This is a genomic window from Mycobacterium sp. SMC-14, assembly GCF_046250075.1.
Lineage (GTDB): Bacteria > Actinomycetota > Actinomycetes > Mycobacteriales > Mycobacteriaceae > Mycobacterium.
This window is the reverse complement of record NZ_CP176429.1, coordinates 3,054,584-3,079,524: the sequence shown is the minus strand read 5'-3', so window position 1 is coordinate 3,079,524 and position 24,941 is coordinate 3,054,584. Positions and strand designations below refer to the sequence as shown.

Annotated in this window: 25 protein-coding genes; 17 read left to right on the top strand and 8 right to left on the bottom strand. The window is 67.3% G+C overall.

From position 1 onward, the window contains the following. Window positions 1-63 precede the first annotated feature (63 nt). A complete protein-coding gene (locus tag ACKY0W_RS14550) occupies window positions 64-549 on the top strand; it encodes an SRPBCC family protein (RefSeq protein WP_409434638.1) in 486 nt (161 codons plus the stop codon). Beyond that, a complete protein-coding gene (locus ACKY0W_RS14545; protein WP_406782122.1) occupies window positions 546-869 on the top strand; it encodes an ArsR/SmtB family transcription factor in 324 nt (107 codons plus the stop codon). Before ACKY0W_RS14550 ends, ACKY0W_RS14545 begins: the two co-directional genes overlap by 4 nt. Here ACKY0W_RS14545 and ACKY0W_RS14540 read toward each other — a convergent pair. Beyond that, window positions 866-1,261, bottom strand: a complete 396-nt coding sequence (locus tag ACKY0W_RS14540) for an MmcQ/YjbR family DNA-binding protein (protein WP_409434637.1) — start codon at window positions 1,259-1,261, stop codon at window positions 866-868. The genes ACKY0W_RS14545 and ACKY0W_RS14540 overlap by 4 nt on opposite strands. Window positions 1,262-1,291: 30 nt before the next feature. Here ACKY0W_RS14540 and ligA point away from each other — a divergent pair, with 30 nt between their 5' ends. After that, on the top strand, window positions 1,292-3,388 hold the full coding sequence (gene ligA, locus ACKY0W_RS14535) for an NAD-dependent DNA ligase LigA (RefSeq protein WP_409434636.1): 2,097 nt from the start codon (window positions 1,292-1,294) through the stop codon (window positions 3,386-3,388). Here the strand turns inward: ligA and ACKY0W_RS14530 are convergent. Further along, window positions 3,385-4,050: an amino acid-binding protein gene (locus ACKY0W_RS14530; protein ID WP_409434635.1), complete on the bottom strand. Its 666-nt coding sequence runs from the start codon at window positions 4,048-4,050 to the stop codon at window positions 3,385-3,387. The two genes, ligA and ACKY0W_RS14530, sit on opposite strands and share 4 nt — an antisense overlap. A gap of 113 nt (window positions 4,051-4,163) precedes the next feature. Between ACKY0W_RS14530 and gatC the strand changes: the two genes are divergently transcribed. The 4 genes from gatC (at window position 4,164) to ACKY0W_RS14510 (ending at window position 7,525) form a co-directional block, all read left to right on the top strand. Then, the gene (gene gatC, locus ACKY0W_RS14525; protein WP_409434634.1) at window positions 4,164-4,463 is read left to right on the top strand and encodes an Asp-tRNA(Asn)/Glu-tRNA(Gln) amidotransferase subunit GatC; all 300 of its coding nucleotides are present in this window, start codon (window positions 4,164-4,166) and stop codon (window positions 4,461-4,463) included. Then, window positions 4,460-5,941 (top strand): Asp-tRNA(Asn)/Glu-tRNA(Gln) amidotransferase subunit GatA, encoded by a 1,482-nt coding sequence (gene gatA / locus ACKY0W_RS14520; protein ID WP_409434633.1) that lies wholly within the window; start codon window positions 4,460-4,462, stop codon window positions 5,939-5,941. Before gatC ends, gatA begins: the two co-directional genes overlap by 4 nt. 112 nt (window positions 5,942-6,053) lie before the next feature. After that, entirely contained in the window at window positions 6,054-7,085 is a 1,032-nt protein-coding gene (locus ACKY0W_RS14515; RefSeq protein WP_406757435.1) for an ATP-dependent 6-phosphofructokinase, read from the top strand. 92 nt (window positions 7,086-7,177) lie between these two features. Then, window positions 7,178-7,525, top strand: a complete 348-nt coding sequence (locus tag ACKY0W_RS14510; RefSeq protein WP_409434632.1) for a hypothetical protein — start codon at window positions 7,178-7,180, stop codon at window positions 7,523-7,525. A 31-nt stretch (window positions 7,526-7,556) separates the two neighbouring features. Here the strand turns inward: ACKY0W_RS14510 and ACKY0W_RS14505 are convergent, their stop codons facing one another. Beyond that, on the bottom strand, window positions 7,557-7,943 hold the full coding sequence (locus tag ACKY0W_RS14505; RefSeq protein ID WP_409434631.1) for a DUF2237 family protein: 387 nt from the start codon (window positions 7,941-7,943) through the stop codon (window positions 7,557-7,559). A 37-nt stretch (window positions 7,944-7,980) separates the two neighbouring features. On the opposite strand from ACKY0W_RS14505, the gene tenA reads away from it, so the two are divergent. After that, on the top strand, window positions 7,981-8,649 hold the full coding sequence (tenA, locus tag ACKY0W_RS14500) for a thiaminase II (protein ID WP_409434630.1): 669 nt from the start codon (window positions 7,981-7,983) through the stop codon (window positions 8,647-8,649). Window positions 8,650-8,687: 38 nt separating this feature from the next. Continuing rightward, window positions 8,688-10,193 carry an Asp-tRNA(Asn)/Glu-tRNA(Gln) amidotransferase subunit GatB gene (gatB, locus tag ACKY0W_RS14495; RefSeq protein ID WP_409434629.1) on the top strand — a complete coding sequence of 502 codons (1,506 nt, stop codon included), beginning with the start codon at window positions 8,688-8,690 and terminating at the stop codon, window positions 10,191-10,193. A gap of 368 nt (window positions 10,194-10,561) precedes the next feature. On the opposite strand, the gene gjpA is transcribed toward gatB, so the two are convergent. Next, the gene (gjpA, locus tag ACKY0W_RS14490) at window positions 10,562-11,596 is read right to left on the bottom strand and encodes an outer membrane porin GjpA (protein WP_409434628.1); all 1,035 of its coding nucleotides are present in this window, start codon (window positions 11,594-11,596) and stop codon (window positions 10,562-10,564) included. 334 nt (window positions 11,597-11,930) lie between these two features. Then, a complete protein-coding gene (locus tag ACKY0W_RS14485) occupies window positions 11,931-13,052 on the bottom strand; it encodes a PQQ-dependent sugar dehydrogenase (protein WP_024443383.1) in 1,122 nt (373 codons plus the stop codon). A gap of 133 nt (window positions 13,053-13,185) precedes the next feature. Here ACKY0W_RS14485 and ACKY0W_RS14480 point away from each other — a divergent pair, with 133 nt between their 5' ends. Beyond that, entirely contained in the window at window positions 13,186-14,004 is an 819-nt protein-coding gene (locus tag ACKY0W_RS14480; RefSeq protein WP_406782124.1) for a DoxX family membrane protein, read from the top strand. Window positions 14,005-14,008: 4 nt separating this feature from the next. On the opposite strand, the gene ACKY0W_RS14475 is transcribed toward ACKY0W_RS14480, so the two are convergent. Further along, on the bottom strand, window positions 14,009-14,347 hold the full coding sequence (locus tag ACKY0W_RS14475; protein ID WP_409437792.1) for a PH domain-containing protein: 339 nt from the start codon (window positions 14,345-14,347) through the stop codon (window positions 14,009-14,011). 158 nt (window positions 14,348-14,505) lie between these two features. On the opposite strand from ACKY0W_RS14475, the gene ACKY0W_RS14470 reads away from it, so the two are divergent. The 5 genes from ACKY0W_RS14470 (at window position 14,506) to ilvC (ending at window position 19,645) form a co-directional block, all read left to right on the top strand. Then, a complete protein-coding gene (locus ACKY0W_RS14470; RefSeq protein WP_409434627.1) occupies window positions 14,506-15,156 on the top strand; it encodes a TetR/AcrR family transcriptional regulator in 651 nt (216 codons plus the stop codon). Further along, the gene (locus ACKY0W_RS14465) at window positions 15,153-16,007 is read left to right on the top strand and encodes a metal-dependent hydrolase (RefSeq protein ID WP_409434626.1); all 855 of its coding nucleotides are present in this window, start codon (window positions 15,153-15,155) and stop codon (window positions 16,005-16,007) included. Before ACKY0W_RS14470 ends, ACKY0W_RS14465 begins: the two co-directional genes overlap by 4 nt. 201 nt (window positions 16,008-16,208) lie before the next feature. Beyond that, window positions 16,209-18,077, top strand: coding sequence for an acetolactate synthase large subunit (locus ACKY0W_RS14460; protein WP_406757425.1), 1,869 nt, complete (start codon window positions 16,209-16,211; stop codon window positions 18,075-18,077). Continuing rightward, the gene (ilvN, locus tag ACKY0W_RS14455; RefSeq protein ID WP_406757424.1) at window positions 18,077-18,589 is read left to right on the top strand and encodes an acetolactate synthase small subunit; all 513 of its coding nucleotides are present in this window, start codon (window positions 18,077-18,079) and stop codon (window positions 18,587-18,589) included. The genes ACKY0W_RS14460 and ilvN overlap by 1 nt, the downstream gene beginning before the upstream one ends. Window positions 18,590-18,643: 54 nt before the next feature. Continuing rightward, entirely contained in the window at window positions 18,644-19,645 is a 1,002-nt protein-coding gene (gene ilvC, locus ACKY0W_RS14450; RefSeq protein WP_409437791.1) for a ketol-acid reductoisomerase, read from the top strand. 117 nt (window positions 19,646-19,762) lie between these two features. Here the strand turns inward: ilvC and ACKY0W_RS14445 are convergent, their stop codons facing one another. Both ACKY0W_RS14445 and ACKY0W_RS14440 read right to left on the bottom strand, forming a co-directional pair. Further along, window positions 19,763-20,386: a hypothetical protein gene (locus ACKY0W_RS14445; RefSeq protein WP_409434625.1), complete on the bottom strand. Its 624-nt coding sequence runs from the start codon at window positions 20,384-20,386 to the stop codon at window positions 19,763-19,765. 185 nt (window positions 20,387-20,571) lie between these two features. Continuing rightward, window positions 20,572-22,005: a phytoene desaturase family protein gene (locus ACKY0W_RS14440; protein WP_409434624.1), complete on the bottom strand. Its 1,434-nt coding sequence runs from the start codon at window positions 22,003-22,005 to the stop codon at window positions 20,572-20,574. Window positions 22,006-22,305: 300 nt separating this feature from the next. On the opposite strand from ACKY0W_RS14440, the gene serA reads away from it, so the two are divergent. After that, window positions 22,306-23,892 carry a phosphoglycerate dehydrogenase gene (gene serA / locus ACKY0W_RS14435; RefSeq protein ID WP_409434623.1) on the top strand — a complete coding sequence of 529 codons (1,587 nt, stop codon included), beginning with the start codon at window positions 22,306-22,308 and terminating at the stop codon, window positions 23,890-23,892. Window positions 23,893-23,894: 2 nt separating this feature from the next. Further along, the gene (locus ACKY0W_RS14430; protein ID WP_409437790.1) at window positions 23,895-24,905 is read left to right on the top strand and encodes a 3-isopropylmalate dehydrogenase; all 1,011 of its coding nucleotides are present in this window, start codon (window positions 23,895-23,897) and stop codon (window positions 24,903-24,905) included. Window positions 24,906-24,941: the final 36 nt, after the last annotated feature.

Below are 24,941 nucleotides of genomic sequence, written 5' to 3'. Positions count from 1 at the left end.
CAACCAAAAGGTTGCGCATTGACCGTCGGCCTGCTGTACTGATAGGCAACCAGGAGGTTGCATATGAGTACCGATCGCATCGAGAAACGGGTCGTGCTGCGGGCGACGCTGGACCGGGTGTGGCGCGCGATCAGCGACTCGGGGGAGTTCGGGCAGTGGTTCGGCGTCCGGTTCGACGGGCCGTTCGTCGCCGGTGCGTCCGTGACCGCGACGATCACCCCGACCAGCGTCGACGCCGAGGTCGCCCGACTGCAGGAGCCCCATGCCGGGAACCGGGGAACCTGGCACGTCGTCGCGGTCGAACCGCAGCGGCGGTTCGCCTACCGCTGGCACCCGTTCGCCATGGACGCCCAGGTCGAGGACGAACCGACGACGCTGGTGGAGTTCACGTTGGCCGAGACCCCCGACGGGGTGTTGCTCACCATCGTCGAGAGCGGCTTCGACGCACTGCCGCCGTCCCGGCGATCGACCGCATTCGAGGCCAACGCCGGCGGCTGGGCGCATCAGGTCAGGTTGGTGCGCAAGTACCTGGAGTTGCAGCGGGCGTGACGAGTATCGAGGCACCGGTTTTCGACGCGCTCGGCGACCCGAACCGGCTGCGGATCATCGGGCGTCTCTGCGATGGCGGGCCATGTTCCACCTCGCAGCTCACCCACGCGATTCCGGTGACACGTCAGGCGGCCACCAAACACCTGCAGCTGTTGGAGGCCGTCGGCCTGGTCACCAGCAGCCGTCGCGGCCGCGAGCGGATCTGGGCGGTGCAGCCGCGGCAGCTGGCCGATGCCAGCGACTATCTCACCGGTTTGTCGCGCCGCTGGGATGCCGCGACTGAACGGCTGCGGGCGTTCGTCGAGACGGGCGAGAACTAATCCCCATCCAGGGACCGGATCAACCGCGGCGGTGCGGTCAGCCGAAACGACGCGTCGACCAGCTCGCCGACCTCATCCCAATCCACTTCAGCTGCACCGAAATCCAATCCCAGCCAACCGGACGGGCCCAAATACATCGGCGAGAAGAACCGCGGGTCTTGCTCCAGCGCCCGTCGCTCGGACTCGTCGACCTTGACCAGCAGCGCGTGCGGGTAGGGCACCATGGCGCCGGCGGCTTTGCTGTTGCCGCCATAGATCGCGAACATTTTCGGGGCGCAGAACACCGGGCGGCCGTGGGAGATCTTCTCAAAGGCTTCGGGAAACCCCAGCGCGATGCGCCGCAGCTGCGCCAGACCAGGGTCGTCGTCGTGGAACATGATCGGGTGCGGCATGCCGTCAGGGTAGTCAGCAGATAACCTGCGGTGGTGAGACCAGAGGCCGACAGCGTGACCCCCGACCTCCGGCGGGAGTGGCACGACCTGGCCGAAGAGGTGCGCGAACACCAGTTCCGCTACTACGTCAAAGACGCGCCGATCATCACCGACGGCGACTTCGACGAGCTGTTCAACCGGCTGCTCGCGCTGGAGGAGGCGCACCCGGAGTTGCGCACCGCCGACTCGCCGACCCAGCTGGTAGGTGGCGCCGGCTTCACCACGGAGTTCGCGCCCGCTGAGCACCTGGAGCGGATGCTGTCGCTGGAAGACGTGTTCTCACCCGACGAACTGACGGCCTGGGCGGGCCGGGTCAGCGGTGAGATCGGCGGCGACACCACCTATCTGTGCGAGCTCAAGGTCGACGGCGTGGCACTCGGGCTGGTGTACCGCGACGGACGGTTGAGCAGCGGGGCCACCCGCGGCGACGGGCGGGTCGGCGAGGACGTGACGCTGAACGCGCGCACCATCGTCGATATCCCCGAATTCCTCAACACCGACGGCGAATTCCCAGTCCCGGCCGTACTGGAGGTACGCGGCGAGGTGTACTTCCGGCTGGAGGATTTCGAAACCCTCAACGCCGGACTGGTCGCCGAGGGCAAGGCCCCATTCGCCAACCCCCGCAACAGTGCGGCCGGATCGCTGCGGCAGAAGAACCCGGCGATCACCGCCCGGCGCAACCTGCGGATGGTCTGCCATGGCCTCGGCTTCGCCGACGGGTTCAGCCCCGAGACCCTGCACGACGCCTACAGCGCGATGAAGGCATGGGGGCTGCCGGTCTCGCCGCACACCTCCCGCGTCGAGGGCATGGCCGCGGTGGCCGAACGCATCACCTATTGGGGTGAACACCGGCATGACGTCGAACACGAAATCGACGGTGTTGTAGTCAAAGTCGACGATCGGGCACTGCAGCGCCGGCTCGGTGCCACCTCCCGGGTGCCGCGCTGGGCGGTGGCCTACAAATATCCGCCGGAGGAGGCGCAGACCACGCTGCTCGACATCCGGGTCAGCGTCGGACGTACCGGCAGGGTCACCCCGTTCGCGTACATGACTCCGGTGAAGGTCGCCGGCTCCACGGTGAGCCTGGCCACCTTGCACAACGCCTCGGAGGTCAAGCGCAAAGGTGTACTGATCGGCGACACCGTGGTGATCCGCAAGGCCGGCGACGTGATCCCCGAGGTGCTCGGGCCCGTGGTCGATCTGCGCGACGGCGACGAGCGTGAGTTCGTCATGCCGACTCACTGCCCGGAGTGCGGAACGCTGCTGGCACCGGCGAAGGAAGCCGACGTCGACATCCGGTGCCCCAATTCCCGGTCCTGCCCGGCGCAGCTGCGCGAGCGGGTGTTCCACGTCGCCGGCCGCGGCGCCTTCGACATCGAGGCCCTGGGCTACGAAGCGGCGACCGCGCTGTTGAGTGCCGGCGTCATCACCGATGAGGGCGATCTGTTCACCCTCACCGAAGACGACCTGTTGCGCACCGAGCTGTTCACCACCAAGGACGGCCCGCTGTCCAAGAACGGCCGGCAACTGCTGGCCAATCTCGACAAGGCCAAGGCGCAGCCGCTGTGGCGGGTGTTGGTGGCGTTGTCGATTCGGCACGTCGGACCGACCGCGGCCCGCGCACTGGCCACCGAGTTCGGCAGCCTGGATGCGATCACCGCGGCGTCCACCGAGCAGTTGGCCGCTGTCGAAGGCGTCGGCCCCACGATCGCCGCCGCGGTCACCGAATGGTTCGACGTCGACTGGCACCGCGCGATCGTCGACAAGTGGCGGGACGCCGGGGTGCGGATGGCCGATGAACGCGATGCGAGCATCGAACGCACGCTGGAGGGGCTGAGCATCGTGGTGACGGGTTCACTGACCGGCTTCTCCCGCGACGAGGCCAAGGAGGCCATCATCGCCCGCGGGGGCCGCGCGGCCGGTTCGGTGTCGAAGAAGACCGCCTACGTGGTGGCCGGCGATGCGCCCGGCTCGAAGTACGACAAGGCCGTCGAACTCGGAGTGCCGGTCCTGGACGAAGACGGTTTCCGGGCACTGCTGGAGAACGGACCCGACGTTCCGGAAGACGAGACCCCGGACGCCGACTAGCGCAGCAGCGTCGCCACGATCCCGGCCAGATAGCCCAACCGGACCACTTCGGCGGGCAGGAAGGCCGGACCTCCGGTGCGGCCCAGCACGACCGCGGTGCGCGGGTTGCCCAACGGCGCGGCCGCCAGGGCGACATCCATCTCCCGCCACACCGCCGGCACCCAGGCGGCGGTGTTGTCCAGGGCGGCGGCCTGCTCGATCGGCAGCCACGGCACCGCGCTGACCTGAGTCTCCGGGATGCCCGCACTGCCGGCGAGCCGGCGGAACGTCCCGTCGTCTCCGTCGCTGCGCAGCACCGCGCACCAGCTGACTCGCAGCACCCGCGGCGCTTCATCGACCAGTTTCTGCAGCTTGGCGCCGCGGTCACCGGCGGCAGCGACGTGGTCGATGAGCTCGAGTTCGCGGTGCGCGTCCAACAGCCCGGTGTGCGGGCGGACACTGTGCACCCGAACCCCGGGCAGCCGTTCGGCGGCGGTGATCAGCACGTCAGGCATCGATCCCTGCGGCAGTTCGACCACCAGGTCGTCGATCGCTGAACCGCTTCCACGCTCGACAACGTCCAGCGACAGGATGTCGGCGCCCACCGAGCCCAGACCCACGGCCAGCGAACCCAGGCTGCCGGGGCGGTCGTCGAGTTCGACGCGCAGCAGATAGGAAGGCATGGGCAAACTTTCCCACAGCGTGTCCGGGCGTGCCGTCAGTGAGTCTGACTTCACGCGCGCCATCGCACGCTGGCTTTACGCTCGGCGTGAGCGGACGACTAGGCTTTGCACCCGTGTCCCAGATCTCCCGTGACGACGTAGCTCACCTGGCCCGGTTGGCCCGGCTGGCGCTGACCGACGCCGAGTTGGACGGTTTCGCCGGCCAGCTCGATGCGATCCTGACCCATGTCAGCACGATTCAGTCCGTCGACGTCACCGGCGTCGAAGCCACCGACAACCCGCTCAAGGCGGTCAACGTGACCCGGCCCGACGAGATGGTTGCCTGCCTGACCCAAGCCGAGGCACTGGCCGCCGCGCCGCGCGCCGCCGAGAACCGCTTCGCGGTGCCGCAGATCCTGGGGGAGAGCCAGTGACCGAGCTGATCCGATCCGACGCGGCCACCCTGGCGGCCAAGATCGCCGCCCGCGAGGTGTCCTCGGTCGAGGTCACCCGCGCCCACCTCGACCAGATCGCGGCCACCGACGACCGGTACGGGGCGTTCCTGCACGTCGGTGCCGACGAGGCTCTGGCCGCAGCGGAGGCCGCCGACAAGGCGATTGCCGCCGGCGAGGCGCCGTCGGCGCTGGCCGGGGTGCCGCTGGCGCTCAAGGACGTGTTCACCACCGTCGATGCGCCCACCACCTGCGGATCGAAGATCCTGGAAGGCTGGCGGGCCCCCTACGACGCGACCGTCACCGCGCGACTGCGCGCGGCCGGCATTCCGATCCTGGGCAAGACCAACATGGACGAGTTCGCGATGGGTTCCTCCACGGAGAACTCCGCCTACGGTCCGACCCGCAACCCGTGGGATGTCGAGCGGGTGCCGGGTGGTTCCGGTGGCGGCAGTGCCGCGGCGCTGGCGGCGTTCCAGGCGCCACTGGCCATCGGCACCGACACCGGCGGCTCGATCCGCCAGCCGGCCGCGCTGACCGCCACCGTCGGCGTCAAACCCACCTACGGCACCGTGAGCCGCTACGGGTTGGTGGCCTGTGCCTCCTCGCTGGACCAGGGCGGGCCGTGCGCACGCACCGTGGCCGACACCGCGCTGCTGCACTCCGTGATCTCCGGGCACGACCCGCGCGACTCCACCTCGCTGGACGTACCGGTGCCCGACGTCGTCGGCGCCGCGCGCGCCGGGGCCAGCGGTGACCTGTCCGGGGTGCGGATCGGGGTGGTGCGCCAGCTGCACAGCGGGGAGGGCTACCAGCCCGGGGTGCTGGCGTCGTTCAACGCCGCCGTCGAACAGTTGACGGCGCTGGGCGCACAGATATCCGAGGTGGACTGCCCGCACTTCGACTACTCGCTGAGCGCCTACTACCTGATCCTGCCGTCGGAGGTGTCGTCCAACCTGGCCCGTTTCGACGCGATGCGCTTCGGGTTGCGGGTCGGCGACGACGGCACCCACAGCGCCGAGGAGGTGATGGCGCTGACCCGCGCGGCCGGGTTCGGTCCAGAGGTGAAGCGCCGCATCATGCTCGGCACCTACGCGCTGTCGGCCGGCTACTACGACGCCTACTACAACCAGGCCCAGAAGGTGCGCACGCTGATCGCGCGTGACCTTGACGAGGCGTACAAGTCCGTCGACGTGCTGATCTCGCCGACGACGCCCACCACCGCGTTCCGGTTGGGGGAGAAGGTCGACGACCCGCTGGCGATGTACCTGTTCGACCTGTGCACGCTGCCGCTGAACCTGGCCGGGCACTGCGGCATGTCGGTGCCGTCCGGGCTCTCCGGCGACGACGGGCTGCCGGTGGGTCTGCAGATCATGGCGCCGGCGCTGGCCGATGACCGGCTCTACCGGGTGGGCGCGGCCTACGAAGCCGCCCGCGGGGAGCTGGCGAGCGCGCTGTAACCCGCCGAGCCTGGGGGCACCTCCCGCTTGCGGGGGAGCGTTGGCGCGGAAAGTTCGAGTGGAGCTCGCGCTAACGACAGTCTCGGGGTGAGCGACCCGGCAAGATGGGGTCATGCGGATCGGAGTGCTCACCGGAGGCGGCGACTGTCCCGGATTGAACGCGGTGATCAGGGCGGTGGTGCGCACCTGCGACTCCCGCTATGGTTCCACGGTCGTCGGATTCCAAGACGGCTGGCGCGGCCTGCTGGAGAACCGGCGCGTCCAGTTGGCCAATGACGACCGCAACGACCGGCTGCTGGCCAAGGGCGGCACCATGCTCGGCACCGCCCGGGTGAACCCGGACAAGCTGCGCGCGGGCCTGGATCAGGTGAAGCAGACCCTCGACGACAACGGCATCGACGTGCTCATCCCGATCGGCGGAGAGGGCACGTTGACTGCGGCGCACTGGTTGTCGCAGGAGAACGTCCCGGTGGTCGGTGTGCCCAAGACCATCGACAATGACATCGACTGCACCGATGTCACTTTCGGCCATGACACCGCTCTGCAGGTCGCCACCGACGCCATCGACCGGCTGCACTCCACCGCCGAATCTCACCAGCGGGTCATGCTGGTCGAGGTGATGGGTCGCCACGCCGGCTGGATCGCGCTCAGCGCCGGCCTGGCCAGCGGTGCGCACATGACCCTGATACCCGAGCAGCCCTTCGACGTCGAAGAGGTGTGCCGGCTGGTCAAACAGCGCTTCCAACATGGATCGTCGCACTTCATCTGCGTCGTCGCCGAAGGGGCCAAACCCGCTGCCGGCTCCATGGAGTTACGGGCCGGTGGTGTCGACGAGTTCGGCCATGAGCGGTTCACCGGTGTCGCCGCCCAGCTGGCCGTGGAGATCGAACGGCGCGTCAAGAAGGAAGTCCGCACCACCGTGCTGGGTCACGTCCAGCGGGGTGGCACCCCGACCGCCTACGACCGGGTGCTCGCGACCCGATTCGGGGTCAACGCCGCCGACGCCGCCCACGCCGGCGAATACGGAATGATGGTGTCGCTGCGCGGTCAGGAGATCGGCAGGGTGGCATTGGCCGATGCGGTCCGACAGCTCAAAGTGGTTCCGCAGAGCCGCTACGACGACGCTGCGGCGTTCTTCGGATAGCTCGCGCGTGGCGTGACAACGCCGCGAAATGGCCTCACAATGGTGAGGTTGTGCTTCGTGTTGCCCGATGGACGAAGGCTAGGGGGTGGGGTATGGGAAAGATGGCGTTGTCTGCCGCGGTGCTGTGCGGTCTGCCGATGGGACTGGTGCCGTGTATACCGGCCCACGCCAGCGGCGACCAGATCGGCGACTACGTCACCGATCACGGTGGCGATGTGTGCGCCTTCATCAACGACCAGCCGAATCTGGCGGGAGTCAAGCACGCGGTCAGTCACATCCTGGCGACCAGTGGCATGCCCGCGGACCAGACGGGGCGACTGCTGGCCGGATCAGTCATAGCCGACTGCCCCGAGGACGGCCCGCTGGTCGAGGAATTCGTCTGGTACGAAAGGCATCGGGAGCAGAGCAACTCCGGCGTCGGCGTAACGCTGGGGCCTTGATCGCCGGATTGCCGGCGAACGCCGGTAGCGGTCAGAGGTCGCTCGGGTCGTCGGGCACGTCGACGGCGTAGTCCGCCAGCACCTCCAGGGCGACCACTTCCAGCGTGCGTTCATGGGTGGCAGCCAGCACCACGGGCGCGGCGCAGCCGTCGCGGTGGGCCCGCAGCCAGTTCAGCGCGGTGACGCACCAGCGATCGCCGGGCGTCAGTCCCGGGAACCGGTAGGCCGGCATCGGTGTGGACAGATCGTTGCCGATCGAGCGCTGGTGTTCCAGGAATTCTCCGGTGACGACGGCGCAAATCGTGTGCAGGCCAATGTCCTCGGGCCCTGATGAGCAACAGCCGTCGCGGTAGAAGCCGGTCATGGGGTCGCTGCCGCACGGCTCCAGTGGGCCGCCCAGTACGTTGCGGTCGGGCATGGAGGTCAGTCTAGGGCGGTGTCACCTACGGTGAGGTATGACCGAGCGGAACCGTGAACGACTGTGGGCTCACATCGATGGCATCTATCGGCAGATCTGCGAGCACCCGTTCGTCACCGGGTTGACCAAGGGCTCTTTGGGACGCAACCAGTTTCGCTACTACCTTGTGCAGGACGCGCACTACCTGCGCGGCTATGCCCGGGCACTGGCCGGCTGCGCGGCCAAGGCGCCGATCGAGTCGGAGTTGACGATGTTCGCCGAACACGCCGGCGCGGCGATCACCGCCGAAGCCGAATTGCATGCCGGGCTGCTGGGGGATCTGGGGCTCGATGTCGAAGCTGCCGCGGCAGTGCCGGTCGCCCCGACGACCCAGGCCTACGTCAGCTATCTGCTGGCGGTCACCGCATCCGGCTCCTACGCCGAAGCCGTCGCCGCCGTGCTGCCCTGCTATTGGATCTACGCCAGGGTGGGGGAGCACCTGCAGCGCCACGGCTCACCGGAGCCACTGTTCCAGCGCTGGATCGACACCTATGCGGGCCACGAATACCAGGCGGTGGTCGAGGCGGTGCTTGCCGTCGCCGACCGCATCGGTGCACATCTGCCGGCGGCGGAGTGGGAGCTGATGCGCCGGCATTTCCACACCGCCGCGCGCTATGAGTGGATGTTCTTCGACGCCGCCTATCGGATGCAGGACTGGCCGGTGTGACCAAGCCGGACTGAGAGGGTCACCTAGACTTTGCTCCTATGACCGCTGCTGTCGCTGAACTGCTCGACTACGACGACGTCATCGCCCGCTTCGACCCGGTGCTGGGCCTGGAAGTGCACGTCGAGCTGTCCACGGCCACCAAGATGTTCTGCGGATGCTCGACTGAGTTCGGTGCCGAACCCAACTCCCAGGTGTGCCCGGTGTGTCTTGGCCTGCCTGGTTCGCTGCCGGTGCTCAACGCGACCGCGGTCGAATCGGCGATCCGGATCGGGCTGGCGCTGAACTGTGAGATCGCCTCCTGGTGCCGGTTCGCGCGCAAGAACTACTTCTATCCCGACCAGCCGAAGAACTACCAGATCTCCCAGTACGACGAGCCGATCGCATTCAACGGCTACCTGGATGTGCCGCTGGAGGACGGGTCGGTGTGGCGAGTGGATATCGAACGTGCCCACATGGAGGAAGACACCGGCAAGCTCACTCACATCGGTGGTGAGAGCGGTCGGATCGGGGACGCCACCGAATCCCTGGTCGACTACAACCGAGCCGGCGTGCCGCTGATCGAGATCGTCACCAAACCGATCACCGGCGCCGGTGACCGGGCACCGCAGATCGCCCGGGCGTATGTGACCGCGCTGCGGGATCTGCTGCGGGCGTTGGACGTTTCCGACGTGCGGATGGACCAGGGGTCGATGCGCTGCGATGCCAACGTGTCGCTGAAGCCCGCCGGTGCAGCCGAATTCGGCACCCGAACCGAGACCAAGAACGTCAACTCGCTCAAGAGTGTCGAGGTGGCGGTGAGCTACGAGATGCGACGCCAGGGCGCGGTGTTGGCCGGTGGCGGCACCGTCGTCCAGGAGACTCGACACTTCCACGAGGCCGGCTACACCAGCCCGGGCCGGGCCAAGGAGACCGCGGAGGACTACCGCTACTTCCCTGAACCCGATCTGGAGCCGGTGGCTCCGTCGGCGGAGCTGGTCGCAGAACTGCGGGAGACCATCCCCGAGCTGCCGTGGCTGGCCCGCAAGAAGATCCAGGATCAGTGGGGCGTCTCCGACGAGGTGATGCGCGACCTGGTCAATGCGGGCGCCGTTGAATTGGTCGCCGCCACCGTGACGGCCGGAGCTTCCAGCGAGGCGGCCCGGGCCTGGTGGGGAAACTTCCTGGTGCAGAAGGCCAACGAGGCCGGTGTCGAACTCGATGCCCTGGCGATCACGCCGAAGCAGGTGGCGGCGGTGGTGGCGTTGGTGGAATCGGGCGAGCTGTCCAACAAGCTGGCTCGCCAGGTGGTCGAAGGGGTGCTCGCCGGCGAGGGCGAGCCCGCCCAGGTGATGGCCGACCGGGGCCTGGTCGTGGTGCGTGACGACTCAGTGATCCAGGCGGCGATCGACGAAGCCTTGGCCGCCAATCCCGATGTGGCCGAGAAGATTCGGGGCGGGAAGGTGCAGGCCGCGGGTGCCATCGTGGGAGCGGTGATGAAGGCGACGAAGGGGCAGGCCGACGCCGCCCGGGTGCGTGAGCTGGTGCTGGCCGCCTGCGGCGGTTAGTCCTGGGCTGCCTCAGCCGACGGTGGCGCCGCGGGTCTGCGGTAGCTGGCGGAAACCCTGGTGGTCGCGGTGGTCGAAGATGAACTGCAGCCACCGGAAGTCGATCAACATTGTGTGGTCATCCTTTTCGCTCGTCGGGCTAGCGTGCGGCGACGGTGACGTTCTGCGGTGAGTCACTGCTATCAACCCGTTGAAACCCAAGGTAAGCCCGATATTTAAGGCGTCCGGGCGGAGTCAGTAATACTTCTGTGAGAACCGATCGGTGTTGGTTGGCGCTGGTGCGCTGCCTGGCCTATCCGCTGTACTGACCGGCCAACGCAAAAGTGGCCCCCTTCGCGGTGAAGGGGGCCACTTCTGTGTTGACGGATCTACACGCTGATGCCGAAGATGTCGGTCACCAGCGAGGCGATGGTGTCGGCCTCGTCGCCCAAGGGGCTGCCCACGCCGTCCCAGCCGAGCGTCATGGCGATGATCTCCTGCAGGCTTTGGAATGCGCCTAGCAGTCCGACGCCTTGACCCTCAATCTCCAGCGGGAAGCCCATGAGACCGGTGGTCAGTCCGAGGCCGTTGATGATCGAGCCGCCGATCCCGGGGGAGCTGCCGTCGGAGATCTCGTTGACGAAGCCCTCGACGTCGGTGCCGGTGACGCCGGGCGACAGCAGCCCGCCGAAGGTGTAGCTGAGCGCGGTGACGTCCAGGTCCGCGGGCAACAAGCCGGCCTCGGTCAGGCTGGGTAGCAGCGCATCCAGGTTGAGGGTGGCCCCGTTGAGGAGCCCGCCGACCATGTTGGCAGGGATGTTGGCCACGTCCTGCAGTGCCGCGGTCCAGTCCGGGTCGTCGCCGGACAGCGCGGTGCTGATCTCGCCGACGCTGTTGCCCAGCGCCACCAGCGGCGCGATAGACGGGCCGATCGCGCCGATCAACACCCCGCTGAGCGGTGACGCCAGGAAGGAGAGGATCGGCGTGAGCTGGTCGGTGGTGAGCGGGAAATCGTCGGGCATGTACTGCGGCATCACCAGCGTGACCAGTGCCTGCAGCGCGTCGTTGCTCAGCAGCAGCGGTGACATCGTCAGGTCGGTCGCCATGTTGGGCTGCACGATCGCCTCGAAGACCGCCTGCGGGTCGATCGACGTGCCATTCATGAGGTCAGCGATCAGCTGCTGGAAGGCGACGCCCGGCACCGCGGACATGCTGTCCCACAGGGTGGTGGCGTTGTCCTTGGCGGTGGCGAAGACGTCCTGCCATGCGCCGAACGGGTCGAAGTCCGCGGTCAGCGCCACAGCGGCCGAGTGCGACGCGGTCAGGCCGGGCAGCGGAACGGTGACCGGGGTGACGGCGACGGCGCCGGCGCCGATGAGCGCGATGCCTGCTGCGACCCACGGAGCGGGGGCAATGTGTTGCATTGGTCTCCTAGTTACGTACGCGTGACGACTGCCACGGCAACGAAAGGCTACTTGAAAGTAGCTTAGGTGCAAATGAACTGACTGCTAACAAAAGCCAAGGTCAGCCCAAGTTCGCCCTAGATGACCTGGGGATATGCGGATCACGAAAAATTGATTGACAGAGAATTCTCAGAAACTTGGTGTCCGGGAGGCGGAAGCGCGGCCGCTGCGAGTGGACCAAAGTTGCGTCCGGGAGTCTGCGGTCGCCCGTGAACTGAGCCTCAGGCGGCGCCACCTGAGACGGATCAGGGTTGTGGACCGGGTGAGTGGTGATGGTGCGCGAGCCGGCGCGCGGTTAGTCCTTGTCGTCGTTGGCGCGCGGGAATCCGCCGCCGGACGGGAAGAGTGGGAACACCACGTCGTCGAGTTTCTCGGCATCTCCGGCGGTCTTGTTGACCGTCGCGCCCCAGACGTTGCCGTCCGGCGACATCTTGACGGCCCAGACGTGGCCGTGGGTGTCTTGGCGCATGACCTCGGGTTCGCTGGTGACCGATCCGGTACCGGCAGCCAGTCGCACGGCCACCGTCTGCTTGGTGTTGACCAGGTTGACCAGCACGATGCCATCCATGGCGGCGCAACCGGCGACGCCGGGCTTGTCCGGCCACGTCCACACGGTCGAAACCCGGGAATCCTTGGTGATGCGCTGCAACCGGTCGCCGCTCGGCGTTCGGTCGGTGACGTAGAGCGAGCCGTCGACGTGGTCGATGCACAGTCCACCGCCGGCGCCCATGCCGCTCAGCGCCGTGGTGGGTGCTGCCTGACCGATGGTCGTGGGTTGCTCGATGCGCAATACCTTCCCGGCGGTCGAGCCGGGATCGGCGGCAGCGGCCGGATTGCCCGCGTCTCCGGTCAGCACCACCAGGGTGGTCGGGCTGGTGAAGATCAGCGCGCCGGTATTGCCGGTCGCGCCTTTGGGGATTCCGGTCAGGATGTCCTTCGGGACGTCGCCGTCGGCGATCCGGATCACCCGGTTGTCGGTCGGCGTGCTGATGTAGGCGTACATCAACCGGTCCTGCGTGTAGGTGGGTGACAGCACGATGTCCATCAGGCCGCCGTCCCCGGCCGGATCGACGCCGATGACCGTTTTCACCTTGGGTTCGGCGGACAGTGAGACCTCTTTGACCGCACCGGTGGTCCGCTCTGCGACCAGTGCCGATTTGCTGTCGCCGTGCATGATCAGGCCACTGGTGCTCTCGAGGCAGCCCTGCATGACCCCGGGTGCGGGGCACTGCTTCGGGAACGGGTTGGCGGGCAGCGGTGGCGGCGGCGGGGGAGTCGTGGGGGGCGCCATCCCGCGCCGCGGCACGGTGGTGAACGGTTGAGACTGAGCGTCATCGAAGTGCGCGCAGCCGGTCAGAACCAGCAAAGCTGCGCACAGCACGACAGGCACCCGGTGAACCACCCCGCGCATCCGCATGCCCGTCAGGTTACGGACACCGGGTCGGGTTTCGCCACGACGCCCACCGCAGTGCCGCACCGGACCGGATTCGATTCGCTAACGAAGGCGTTCAAATCCCCAATCCCGCCGGGGTTGCCCTTACCCTGGCAGGGTGACCAGTCATGGTGAGGGCTCACACTGGCGTCGGCCGGGTGAGACTGCCGACGCAGGCAAAGGACGTCCCAAGTCGGCACGTCTGGTAGATCCGGAGGACGACATGCCATCACCGACCTACACCGGTGATTTCGAGACCGCAGCCATTCCGGCTTACGACCCCACCGGCTCTCGTGCCGCGGTGGGGACGGGCTACCACCCGCTGCCCTACGCCGAGCCTCAGGTCAACCCCGGCCGTGTCGGAGTCGCTGTCGGCGGAGACGCCGACGCAGACGAGCCGTTCCGGGCGCTGGACCGGCGCGGCACCCAGGATCTCGGTCTGCTGGTGCTGCGGCTTGGTCTCGGAGTGTTGTTGGTGGCCCACGGACTGCGTCAGCTGTTCGGGTGGTGGGGCGGTCAGGGGCTGTCCGACTTCAAGAGTTCGATTGCTGCGGCCGGCTACCAGCACGCCGACATCCTGACCTACGCGGCTGGGGGCGGCCAGATCGCCGCGGGCCTGCTGCTGGTGCTCGGCCTGTTCACGCCGGTGGCCGCCGCCGGCGCGTTGGCGTATTTCATCAACGGCGTGCTCACCGGTGTCTCGTCGCACAACCAGGGCCGGTTCGATCTCTTCCTGCCCGACGGCCACGAGTACCACGTCATTCTGATCGTGGTGGCGGTGGCGATCGTGCTGGTCGGCCCGGGTCGGTACGGCCTCGATGGCGACCGTGGCTGGGCCCGGCGGCCCTTTATCGGATCCATCGTCGCGCTGGTGCTCGGGATTGCCGGTGGCATTGCGATGTGGGTGTTCCTCAACGGGGCCAACCCGCTGGGCTAGAGATTCAGCGATAGGGGTTCGGCACCCGCCCGCCGCTGGCTTCGGTCAACAGCGGCAGCGTGGCGAAGCTGACCGCGGGCAACCGCACAATCTCTCCGTCGCGCAGATGCGCCCGCGCCCACGATCCCCGGGTGAATCCCAGTCCGACGATGGCATCCCAGTCCACTGCGCGACTGCCGAGCAAGGTGCGCACCCTGATCTGCTGGGCGTCGGCCACGGTTCGCCACCGGGCGATCAATACCGACAGCAATACCGGCAGTGCCAACAGTGGCGCGGTCAATGGCCACGTCAGCACGGGGATCAGCAGCCCGAGGGCCAGGAAGCCGACCGCGAAGTGGGCCATCGGCGAGATGCGTATCACCAAAGGTGAGGGATCGGGTGATGGAGAGGCCACCCCCGCATGATGTCACCGCCGGCGGCGATGGAGCCGGTGGGTAGCGGGGAGTACCTGCGTTAAAAATAAATATTGACTACTTATTTTATGTGTTGAATGATGGACGCGTGTCGCCGACCAAACCCCGCCGAACCCAGGCGGAGCGCACTGCCGAGACCCGGCATGCGCTGCTCAACGCGACGCTCGACGCGCTGGTAGAGGTTGGTTTCAAGGGAACTACCACGACCGAGGTAGCCCGCCGTGCGGGCGTCTCGGTGGGGGCGCTGCAGGGGCATTTCCCGACCAAGGTCGGCCTGCTGACCGCCGCCATCGAGTTCTCGCTGAACCGCCGCATCGAAGAGTTCGAGGTGTTGATGGCGGGGCTGGACCCGTCCGCCGACAAGATCGATGAGGCCTTCGACCTGCTGTGGTCGATGTTTTCCGGTCCGACCTTCACTGCAACGCACGAGCTGTGGGTGGCGGCGCGCACCGACCGGGAGCTGGCGCCGGCGGTCATCGAAACCGATCGGCAGTTCGCGGAAGCCTGCGAGCGGGTCTACGACCAACTGCTCGGCCCGGCCGACCCCGCCGATGTCGGTGCCCCACGGTCGCGCATCGGCTTGCAGATGGCTTTCGTGCTGATGAACGGCCTGGCGATGTCGCGGTCGATAGAGGGCCACGAACCGGTGGCCACCAACGACATTCTCGAGACTTTCAAGATGCTGGTTCGGCCACTGGCGACCGGCTTTGCAGACCCCCAACCCGAGAGAGAGTCATGACCGCCAACGAGAACCGCCACCCGGCGGTACAGCCGCGTCGCATCCGGTTCAACTACCCGGTGGCGGCCTTCGATCGCCACTTCGTTCAGGGCGACCTGGTGATGAGCCACATGATCGCGCACCTGTCGGCGGTGTTCCCGGAGGGTGAGGACTTCTTTATTCGTTCGGTGCGTCGCTACGCCGACCAGATCACCGACCCCGACCTCAAAGATCAGGTGAAGGGATTCATCGGCCAAGAGGTGACCCACGGGCGCGAGCACCGTGCACTCAACGAGCGCCTGCATGAGATGGGTTACCCGACCCGCAGGATTGACCGGCTGGTGGCGCGCCGCCAGGCGGTCATCGAACGACGGTTCTCCCCGCTGACCTGCCTGGCCATCACCGCCGCACTCGAACATTTCACCGCCGTTTTCGCCGAGACCCTGCTCGGTGACGAGCGGGCCCAGGCCCTGCTCGGCACGACCGAAGTGCGGTCCATGCTGCTGTGGCACGCCATCGAGGAGTCCGAGCACCGCTCGGTGGCATTCGACGTCTATCGCGCGGTCGGGGGTGATGAGACCCGGCGCATCCGGACGATGCGGATCATCCGCTTCAGTTTCCCCCTCGCCGTCGTGACGAACACCATCTTCTCGCTCTTCGGCGACCGGGCCGCCTATCACCCGGTGCGACTCGTCCGCAGTTTTGCCGCCCTGCGCCATTCACCGTTCTTGACCCGCGCGGTCTTCCGCCGGCTGGGGGAGTACATGCGGCCGGGGTTCCATCCCGATGACCAGGACAACGCCGCGCTGCTTGAGTACTGGGAGGCGGAACTGTTCGGCGAGCAGGGATCGCTGGTCGACCACCTGAACTGAGCGCTCGCTCATTTGACGCTGGGTCGGTCCAGCGGCTACCGTCGTGTGCTATGGACAACGGCATGCTCGTAGTAGCCCACTGCGCGTTGGTTGTTGCCTGAACTTCCAACACCGACGCGCAACCCTCGTGCAGCAGCTGAGCTGGCGGGGGTTTTTTGTTGCCACCAGTTCTATAGCACCAGAGGAATTGAAGAGGAAACCGTGAGCGCACCTACCACGCGACCGCCGGAGCGGTCGGCACCGTCTCAAGCCGCCAACGGGGCTTCGGCCTCGGACGCAGCTTCAGACAAGGCCAAATCACCCGCCAAGCGGGTCCCGCCGGAGCAGATGACCGGTGCCCAATCGGTGATCCGTTCGCTGGAAGAGCTCGACGTTGACGTGATCTTCGGCATCCCCGGCGGCGCGGTTCTGCCGGTCTACGACCCGCTGTTCGACTCGAAGAAGCTGCGCCACGTGCTGGTCCGCCACGAGCAGGGCGCCGGGCACGCGGCCAGCGGCTACGCGCACGCCACCGGACGGGTCGGGGTGTGCATGGCCACCTCGGGGCCCGGTGCCACCAACCTCGTGACCCCACTGGCCGACGCGCAGATGGACTCCATCCCGGTGGTCGCGATCACCGGTCAGGTCGGCCGTCAGCTGATCGGCACGGACGCCTTCCAAGAGGCCGACATCTCCGGCATCACCATGCCGATCACCAAGCACAACTTCCTGGTTCGCAACGGCGACGACATCCCGCGTGCGCTGGCCGAGGCATTCCACATCGCGGCAAGTGGACGGCCCGGAGCAGTTCTCGTCGACATCCCCAAGGATGTGCTGCAGGGCCAGTGCACCTTCGCGTGGCCGCCGCGGCTGGATCTGCCCGGTTACAAGCCCACCACCAAGCCGCACAGCCGGCAGGTCCGTGAGGCCGCCAAGCTGATCGCGGCCGCGAGCCGGCCGGTGCTCTATGTCGGTGGCGGTGTGATCCGCGGTGACGCCTGCGAGGAACTGGCCGAGCTGGCCGAGCTCACCGGCATCCCGGTGGTTACCACCTTGATGGCCCGCGGCGCGTTCCCGGACAGTCACCGTCAGCACCTGGGCATGCCCGGTATGCACGGCACGGTCGCGGCGGTGGCCGGGCTGCAGCGCTCGGATCTGCTGATCACCCTGGGCGCCCGATTCGACGACCGGGTCACCGGCCAACTGGATTCGTTCGCCCCGGATGCCAAGGTGATTCACGCGGACATCGACCCCGCCGAGATCGGCAAGAACCGGCACGCCGACGTCCCGATCGTCGGTGACGTCAAGGCCGTCATCGCCGAGCTGCTCGAGGTGCTTCGCCACGAGAAGCTGTCGCTGGACCAGACCGAGTGGTGGACCTACCTCGACGGCCTGCGTTCCACCTACCCGCTGAGCTACGGGCCGCAGAGCGACGGCAGCCTGTCGCCGGAGTTCGTCATCGAGACGCTGGGCCGCATCGCCGGACCCGATGCGCTCTATGTTGCCGGTGTCGGCCAGCACCAGATGTGGGCGGCGCAGTTCGTGAAGTACGAGAAACCCCGCACCTGGCTGAACTCCGGGGGCCTGGGCACCATGGGCTTCTCGATCCCGGCGGCCATGGGCGCCAAGATGGGTCGCCCGGACGCCGAGGTGTGGGCGATCGACGGCGACGGCTGCTTCCAGATGACCAACCAGGAGTTGGCCACCTGCGCGATCGAGGGCATCCCGATCAAGGTTGCCTTGATCAACAACGGCAACCTGGGCATGGTGCGGCAGTGGCAGACCCTGTTCTACGGGGAGCGCTACAGCCAGACCGACCTGGCCACCCACTCCCACCGCATCCCCGATTTCGTGATGCTGGCCGAAGCGCTGGGCTGTGTCGGATTGCGTTGCGAGCGTGAGGAAGACGTCGAAGACGTGATCAATCAGGCGCGGGCGGTCACCGACCGGCCGGTGGTGATCGACTTCATCGTCGGCGCGGACGCGCAGGTGTGGCCGATGGTGGCCGCCGGCACCAGCAACGACGAGATCCAGGCTGCACGCGGCATCCGGCCGCTGTTCGACGACGAGAACAACGAGGGGCACGCGTGATGGCGACAGGTTGGAAGACCCACACGCTCTCGGTGCTGGTCGAAGACAAGCCCGGTGTGCTCGCGCGGGTGGCGGCACTGTTCTCCCGGCGCGGCTTCAACATCGAGTCGCTGGCCGTCGGCGCCACCGAGACCAAGAACATGTCGCGCATGACGATCGTGGTCTCGGTGGAGGACACCCCGCTCGAGCAGATCACCAAGCAGCTCAACAAGCTGATCAACGTCATCAAGATCGTCGAGCAGGAGGAGGACAACTCCGTCTCCCGCGAGATCGCGCTGATCAAAGTCCGTGCCGATGCCAGTACGCGCGGACAGATCGTCGAGGCGGTGAACCTGTTCCGCGCCAGGGTGATCGATGTCTCTCCGGAGTCGTTGATCATCGAGGCCACCGGCACGCCGGCCAAGTTCGAAGCGCTACTGCGGGTGCTGGAGCCCTACGGTATCCGCGAAATCGTCCAATCGGGTCTCGTATCGTTGTCTCGCGGTCCGCGCGGCATCGGCACGACCAAATAGTCCCCCAGAAAAAGCCAGTAGAGATAGTAAGGAAACAACACAGTGGCAGTTGAGATGTTCTACGACGACGACGCCGACCTGTCGATCATCCAGGGCCGCAAGGTCGGCGTGATCGGCTACGGCAGCCAGGGACACGCGCATTCGCTGAGCCTGCGCGACTCCGGTGTGCAGGTGAAGGTGGGCCTCAAGGAAGGGTCGAAGTCGCGCGCCAAGGTCGCCGAGCAGGGCCTCGAGGTCGACACTCCCGCCGAGGTCGCCAAGTGGGCGGACGTGATCATGGTGCTCGCCCCCGACACCGCCCAGGCTGAGATCTTCACAGGCGACATCGAGCCGAACCTGGTGGCGGGCAACGCACTGTTCTTCGGTCACGGCCTGAACATCCACTTCGGCCTGATCAAGCCGGCCGCCGACATCACCGTCGGGATGGTCGCGCCCAAGGGCCCGGGGCACCTGGTGCGCCGGCAGTTCGTCGACGGCAAGGGCGTGCCCTCGCTGATCGCGGTCGCGCAGGACCCCAACGGCGACGGCGAGGCGCTGGCGCTGTCCTACGCCAAGGGCATCGGCGGCACCCGGGCCGGCGTCATCAAGACCACCTTCAAGGAGGAGACCGAGACCGACCTGTTCGGTGAGCAGGCCGTGTTGTGCGGTGGCACCGAAGAACTGGTGAAGACCGGCTTCGAGGTCATGGTCGAGGCGGGCTACGCCCCGGAGATGGCCTACTTCGAGGTGCTGCACGAACTCAAGCTGATCGTCGACCTGATGTACGAGGGCGGCATCGCGCGGATGAACTACTCGGTGAGCGACACCGCGGAGTTCGGCGGGTACCTGTCTGGGCCGCGGGTGATCGACGCCGGCACCAAGCAGCGGATGCGTGAAATCCTCTCCGACATCCAGGACGGCACCTTCGTCAAGCGCCTGGTGGCGAACGTCGAGGGCGGCAACAAGGAGCTCGAAGGACTGCGCAAGGAGAACGCCGAGCACCCCATCGAGGTCACCGGCAAGAAGCTGCGCGACCTGATGAGCTGGGTGGACCGGCCCATCACCGAAACCGCCTAAGCGGCGGTGCTGATTTCGCCTCTATAGCCGTTGGCGGACAACGGCTATCGAGGCGAAGAAGATCCCCAAAGACGAGTGGCCCCTTCCGAGGAAGGGGCCACTCGCCGTTTGTCGTACTTACAGGCTGCCGAGCAAGCCGTCGAGCCAGCCGGACAGGTCCAGTCCCGAGAACAGGTTCGACAGGTCCAAGTCGTCGAACAGGGCCGACAGGTCGAAGTTGTCGAACAGGCTCGACAGGTCGAAGTTACCGAACAGGCTCGACAGGTCGAAGTTGGTCAGCAGGTCAGTGAGCCCGCTGAAGATCCCCGACAGGTCGAAGTTGGCGAAGAAGTCGCCGAGGCCGCCGAAGATGGCCGACAAGTCGAAGTTGTCGAAGAAGCCGCTGAGGATGCCGGAGAGGTCGAAGTTAGCCAGGAAGTCGGTCAGTCCGCTGAAGATCCCCGACAGGTCGAAGTTGGTGAACAGATCGTCGAAGATGCCGGACAGGTCGAGATTGGCGAACAGATCGCCGAAGATCGCGGAGAAGTCGATGTTGTTCAGCCAGTCGCCGAGGCCGCTGAAGATACCGGAGAAGTCGATGTTGCCCAGGGCGCCATCGAACACACCGCTGCCGTCAGCGGTGAGTTCGATGGCCGGCATGTGCGGGTTCGCCGGGGCGACGATCACAGGAGTTGCGGCGATGGCGCTGGCGCCGATGAGCGCAGCGCCCGCCAAGGCGAATGGACGAAGGATGGTTGGCACGGTTTCTCCTCAAATCAAGTGTGGCTTGTGTCACTACTAGGAGTTTTTGTAACGCCCAACACAAGTTAGCTGAGGCTACACCGAAGCTGGCAGTATGTCTCTAATTAACTGGGAAAAATCTGTGCAGACTGTAGGTGCTCGCAAAGCCAACGTTTTCGCTGGCGTCGAACGTGGACGCGGTCCGGTCAGGGTGCCAGGCTCGGTAGCCGGCTGATCCCGAACTCGCGGCGCAGCAGGGTGCGGGCGGCGTAGTAGCCGGCCATGCCGTGCACCCCGGCGCCGGGGGGAGTGGCCGCCGAACATAGATAAACCCCGGGAATCGCGGTAGCCCAAGGATTTACCCGTGGGGTCGGGCCGGCGAGAGCCCGCCATGCGCTGTTGCCTCCGGCGGCGATATCGCCGCCGACGTAGTTGGCATTGTGGTGTGCCAGCTGGGCCGCTGGAACGGATCGGACAGCGACCACGATGTCGCGGAAACCGGGGGCGAATCGCTCGATTCCCGCGGTGACGGCGTCGGCCTGGTCGACCGTTGAACCGGCCGGAACGTGCGCGTAAGCCCACATCGGTCGCCGTCCGGCGGCGTCGATACGGGACGGGTCGACCAGATGCGGTAAGGCCGCCAGGATCATCGGTCGCTGAGCGTGCCGCCCGGAAGCGACCTCGGCTTCGGCCTGTGCCATCTGGTTGCGGTCACCACCGAGATGCAGCGTGGGTGCCTGCGCCAACCGCGGATCGCTCCACGGCACCTCGCCGGAGAGTACGAAGTCCACCTTGGCGGCGGCGGAACCGAACCGGTAGCGGCGCAGCGCGTTCGCATACCGCGACGGCAACGCGTCGCCGTAGATCGACAGCAGCGCGGTTGGTGCGGTGTCGTACAGCACCACGCCGCCGGGTGGCCGGCGCACCGGGGTATTGGCGGCGAGTTGACCGCCGTGCGCGGTCAGGTCGGCGATGAGAGCATCGGCGATGGCCTGGCTGCCCCCGACCGGAATCGGCCAACCGACCGTATGACCGAGCGTCGCCAGCATCATGCCCGCGCCGGCCGAGGTCACCGACGGCAGTCGTGAAATCGTATGCGCGGCCACCCCGGTATAGAGGGCGCGGGCGTCGTCACCGGACAGCGTCGCGTTCCAGGCCGGTCCGGCCTGTCCGGCCATTCGCAACCCCAGTCGAGCGACCGTGGCGATCCCGGACGGAACGGACCGCTTGTCGCCGAGGAGAAACCCCACCACGGCTGGACTGTCGGCGACCAACGGCCCCAGCAGCCGTCGCCAGGACGAGCCGCGCTCCAACTCCGCGCAAGTGCGGTCCAGGTCGCGGTAGGCGATCGCCGCGGGTCGGTCATCGAGTGGATTGCCGTAGGAAATCTCGGGCGCCGTCAGCTGCACACCCCGAGCGGCCAGATCGAACTCGGTGAAGAACGGCGATGCCAGCCCGAGTGGATGCACCGCCGAACAGATGTCATGGGCGACGTCACCGAATTCCGGATCGGCGGCGGTGCGCGCGCCGCCGCCGAACGTGGGCTGGGCCTCGAGAACCTGAACCGTCAGGCCGGCGCGGGCGCAGATGACGGCGGCGGCCAGGCCATTGGGTCCACTACCGACGACGGTGACATCCATCCGTCGATAGTAGGGAGCGGCCCGCGCTACGCGGCCAGATCGGGGTGTACCCCAGTGGCGCCTCGCCGCGAGATTGAACTCAGGCGGGTGAAATCGGCGTGGCATCCGCCTCAGTGCAATCTCGGGGTGGGCGGTGGCCCACTGCGCCCGGCTCCGCCGGGCTTGCGACCGGCGCTGTGCTGATGGTGGCCGGCCCACAGCGCCCGGCTCCGCCGGGCTTGCGACCGGCGCTGTGCTTATGGTGACCGGCCCACTGCGCCCGGCTCCGCCGGGCTTGCGACCGGCCACTAGGCTGTCCGAGTGACTCTGCCCGTGGTTTTGATCGCTGACAAACTCGCCCAATCCACCGTCGCCGCCCTCGGCGACCAGGTCGAGGTTCGCTGGGTGGACGGCCCGGACCGGGAGAAGCTGCTGGCCGCGGTTCCGGAAGCGGACGCGCTGCTGGTGCGCTCGGCCACCACCGTCGACGCCGAGGTCCTCGCGGCCGGCACCAAGCTCAAGATCGTGGCTCGCGCCGGGGTCGGCCTGGACAACGTCGACGTCGAGGCCGCGACCGCCCGTGGGGTGCTGGTGGTCAACGCCCCGACCTCGAACATTCACAGCGCCGCCGAGCACGCGATCGCGCTGATGCTCGCCGCCGCCCGCGAGATCCCGGCCGCCGACGCCTCGCTGCACGGCAAGCAGTGGAAGCGGTCGTCGTTCTCCGGCACGGAGATCTACGACCACACCGTCGGCGTGGTCGGCCTGGGGCGCATCGGACAGCTGGTCGCGGCGCGGCTGGCCGCGTTCGGCGCCCACATCGTCGCCTACGACCCGTATGTGTCGGCGGCCCGCGCCGCCCAGCTCGGTATCGAACTGCTGCCCCTCGACGAACTGCTCGGCCGCGCCGACTTCATCTCGGTGCACCTGCCGAAGACCCCCGAAACGGCGGGCCTGATCGGCGCGGAAAACCTGGCAAAGACCAAGCCAGGGGTGATCATCGTGAACGCCGCCCGCGGCGGGCTGATCGACGAGGCCGCCCTGGCGGCGGCGATCACCAGCGGCCACGTCCGGGCCGCCGGCCTGGACGTGTTCGCCACCGAGCCGTGCACCGACTCGCCGTTGTTCGACCTGCCGCAGGTGGTGGTGACCCCCCACCTGGGCGCATCGACCGCGGAGGCTCAGGACCGGGCCGGCACCGACGTCGCCAAGAGCGTGAAGCTGGCGCTGGCCGGTGAGTTCGTTCCCGACGCGGTCAACGTCGGCGGTGGCGCGGTCAGTGAGGAAGTCGCACCCTGGCTGGACCTGGTGCGCAAGCTCGGGCTGCTGGCGGGCGCGCTCTCCGATGGGCTGCCGGTGTCGCTGTCGGTGCAGGTGCGCGGCGAACTGGCCTCCGAAGACGTTGGGGTGCTGCGGTTGTCGGCGTTGCGCGGGCTGTTCTCTGCGGTCATCGAAGACCCGGTGACGTTCGTCAACGCGCCGGCCCTGGCCGCCGAACGTGGTGTCGACGCCGAGATCGGCACCGCCACCGAAAGTCCCAACCACCGCAGCGTCGTCGAGCTCAAGGCGGTCACCGCCGACGGCTCGACCGTCACCGTTGCCGGCACGCTGTCCGGCACCCAGCAGGTGGAGAAGATCGTTGAGATCAACGGCCGGCACTTCGACCTGCGTGCCGAAGGCGTCAACCTGATCATCAACTACTCCGACCAGCCTGGCGCGCTGGGCAAGATCGGCACTCTGCTGGGGTCGGCGGGCATCAACATCCACGCCGCACAGCTGTCCGAGGACGCAGAAGGCCCTGGGGCGACCGTCCTGCTGCGGGTCGATCGCCAGGTGCCCGCCGATGTGGAGTCGGCGATCAGTGCTGCGGTCGGCGCCAACAAGATTGAAGAGGTAGACCTGACATGAGCCTGAAACTTGCCGTCATCCCCGGCGACGGGATCGGCCCGGAGGTTATCGCCGAGGCCGTCAAGGTGCTCGACGCCGTGCTCCCGGGCACCGAGAAGACCGAATACGACCTGGGTGCCAAGCGCTATCACGCCACCGGCGAGGTCCTGCCAGATTCGGTGTTGGAAGAGATCCGCGGCCACGACGTGATCCTGCTCGGCGCGATCGGTGACCCGTCGGTGCCCTCGGGTGTGCTGGAGCGCGGCCTGCTGCTGCACGCCCGTTTCGCCCTGGACCACCACGTCAATCTGCGGCCCAGCCGGTTGTACCCCGGGGTGACGAGCCCGCTGGCCGATCCGCCGGAGATCGACTTCCTGGTGGTGCGCGAAGGGACCGAGGGTCCCTACACCGGCAACGGCGGGGCGCTGCGGGTCGGCACCCCCCACGAGGTCGCCACCGAGGTCAGCGTCAACACCGCGTTCGGGGTGTCCCGAGTGGTCCGGTTCGCCTTCGAGAAGGCCCGCGCTCGCCGTAAGCACTTGACCCTGGTGCACAAGAACAACGTGCTGGCCTACGCGGGATCGCTGTGGACCCGGACGGTGGCCGAAGTCGCCAAGGATTACCCGGACGTCGAGACCGCCTACACCCACGTCGACGCCGCCACGATCTACATGGTCACCGACCCGGGCCGGTTCGACGTGATCGTCAGCGACAACCTGTTCGGTGACATCATCACGGACCTCGCGGGTGCCGTCTGCGGCGGGATCGGTCTGGCGGCCAGCGGCAATATCGACGCCACCGGTGCCAATCCGTCGATGTTCGAGCCGGTGCACGGCAGTGCCCCCGACATTGCCGGGCAGGGCATCGCCGACCCGACCGCGGCGGTGACCTCAGTGGCCATGCTGCTGGGCCACATCGGCGAGCACGAGGCCGCCGCCCGGGTCGACGCGGCCGTCGAGCAGCACCTGGCTACCCGCGGTGGGCAGAAACTGTCCACCGTGGCCACCGGAGAGCGGATTCTGAGCCTGCTCTGACACGGCTATGGTGATGCGGCCCCATGGCTTTGGGCC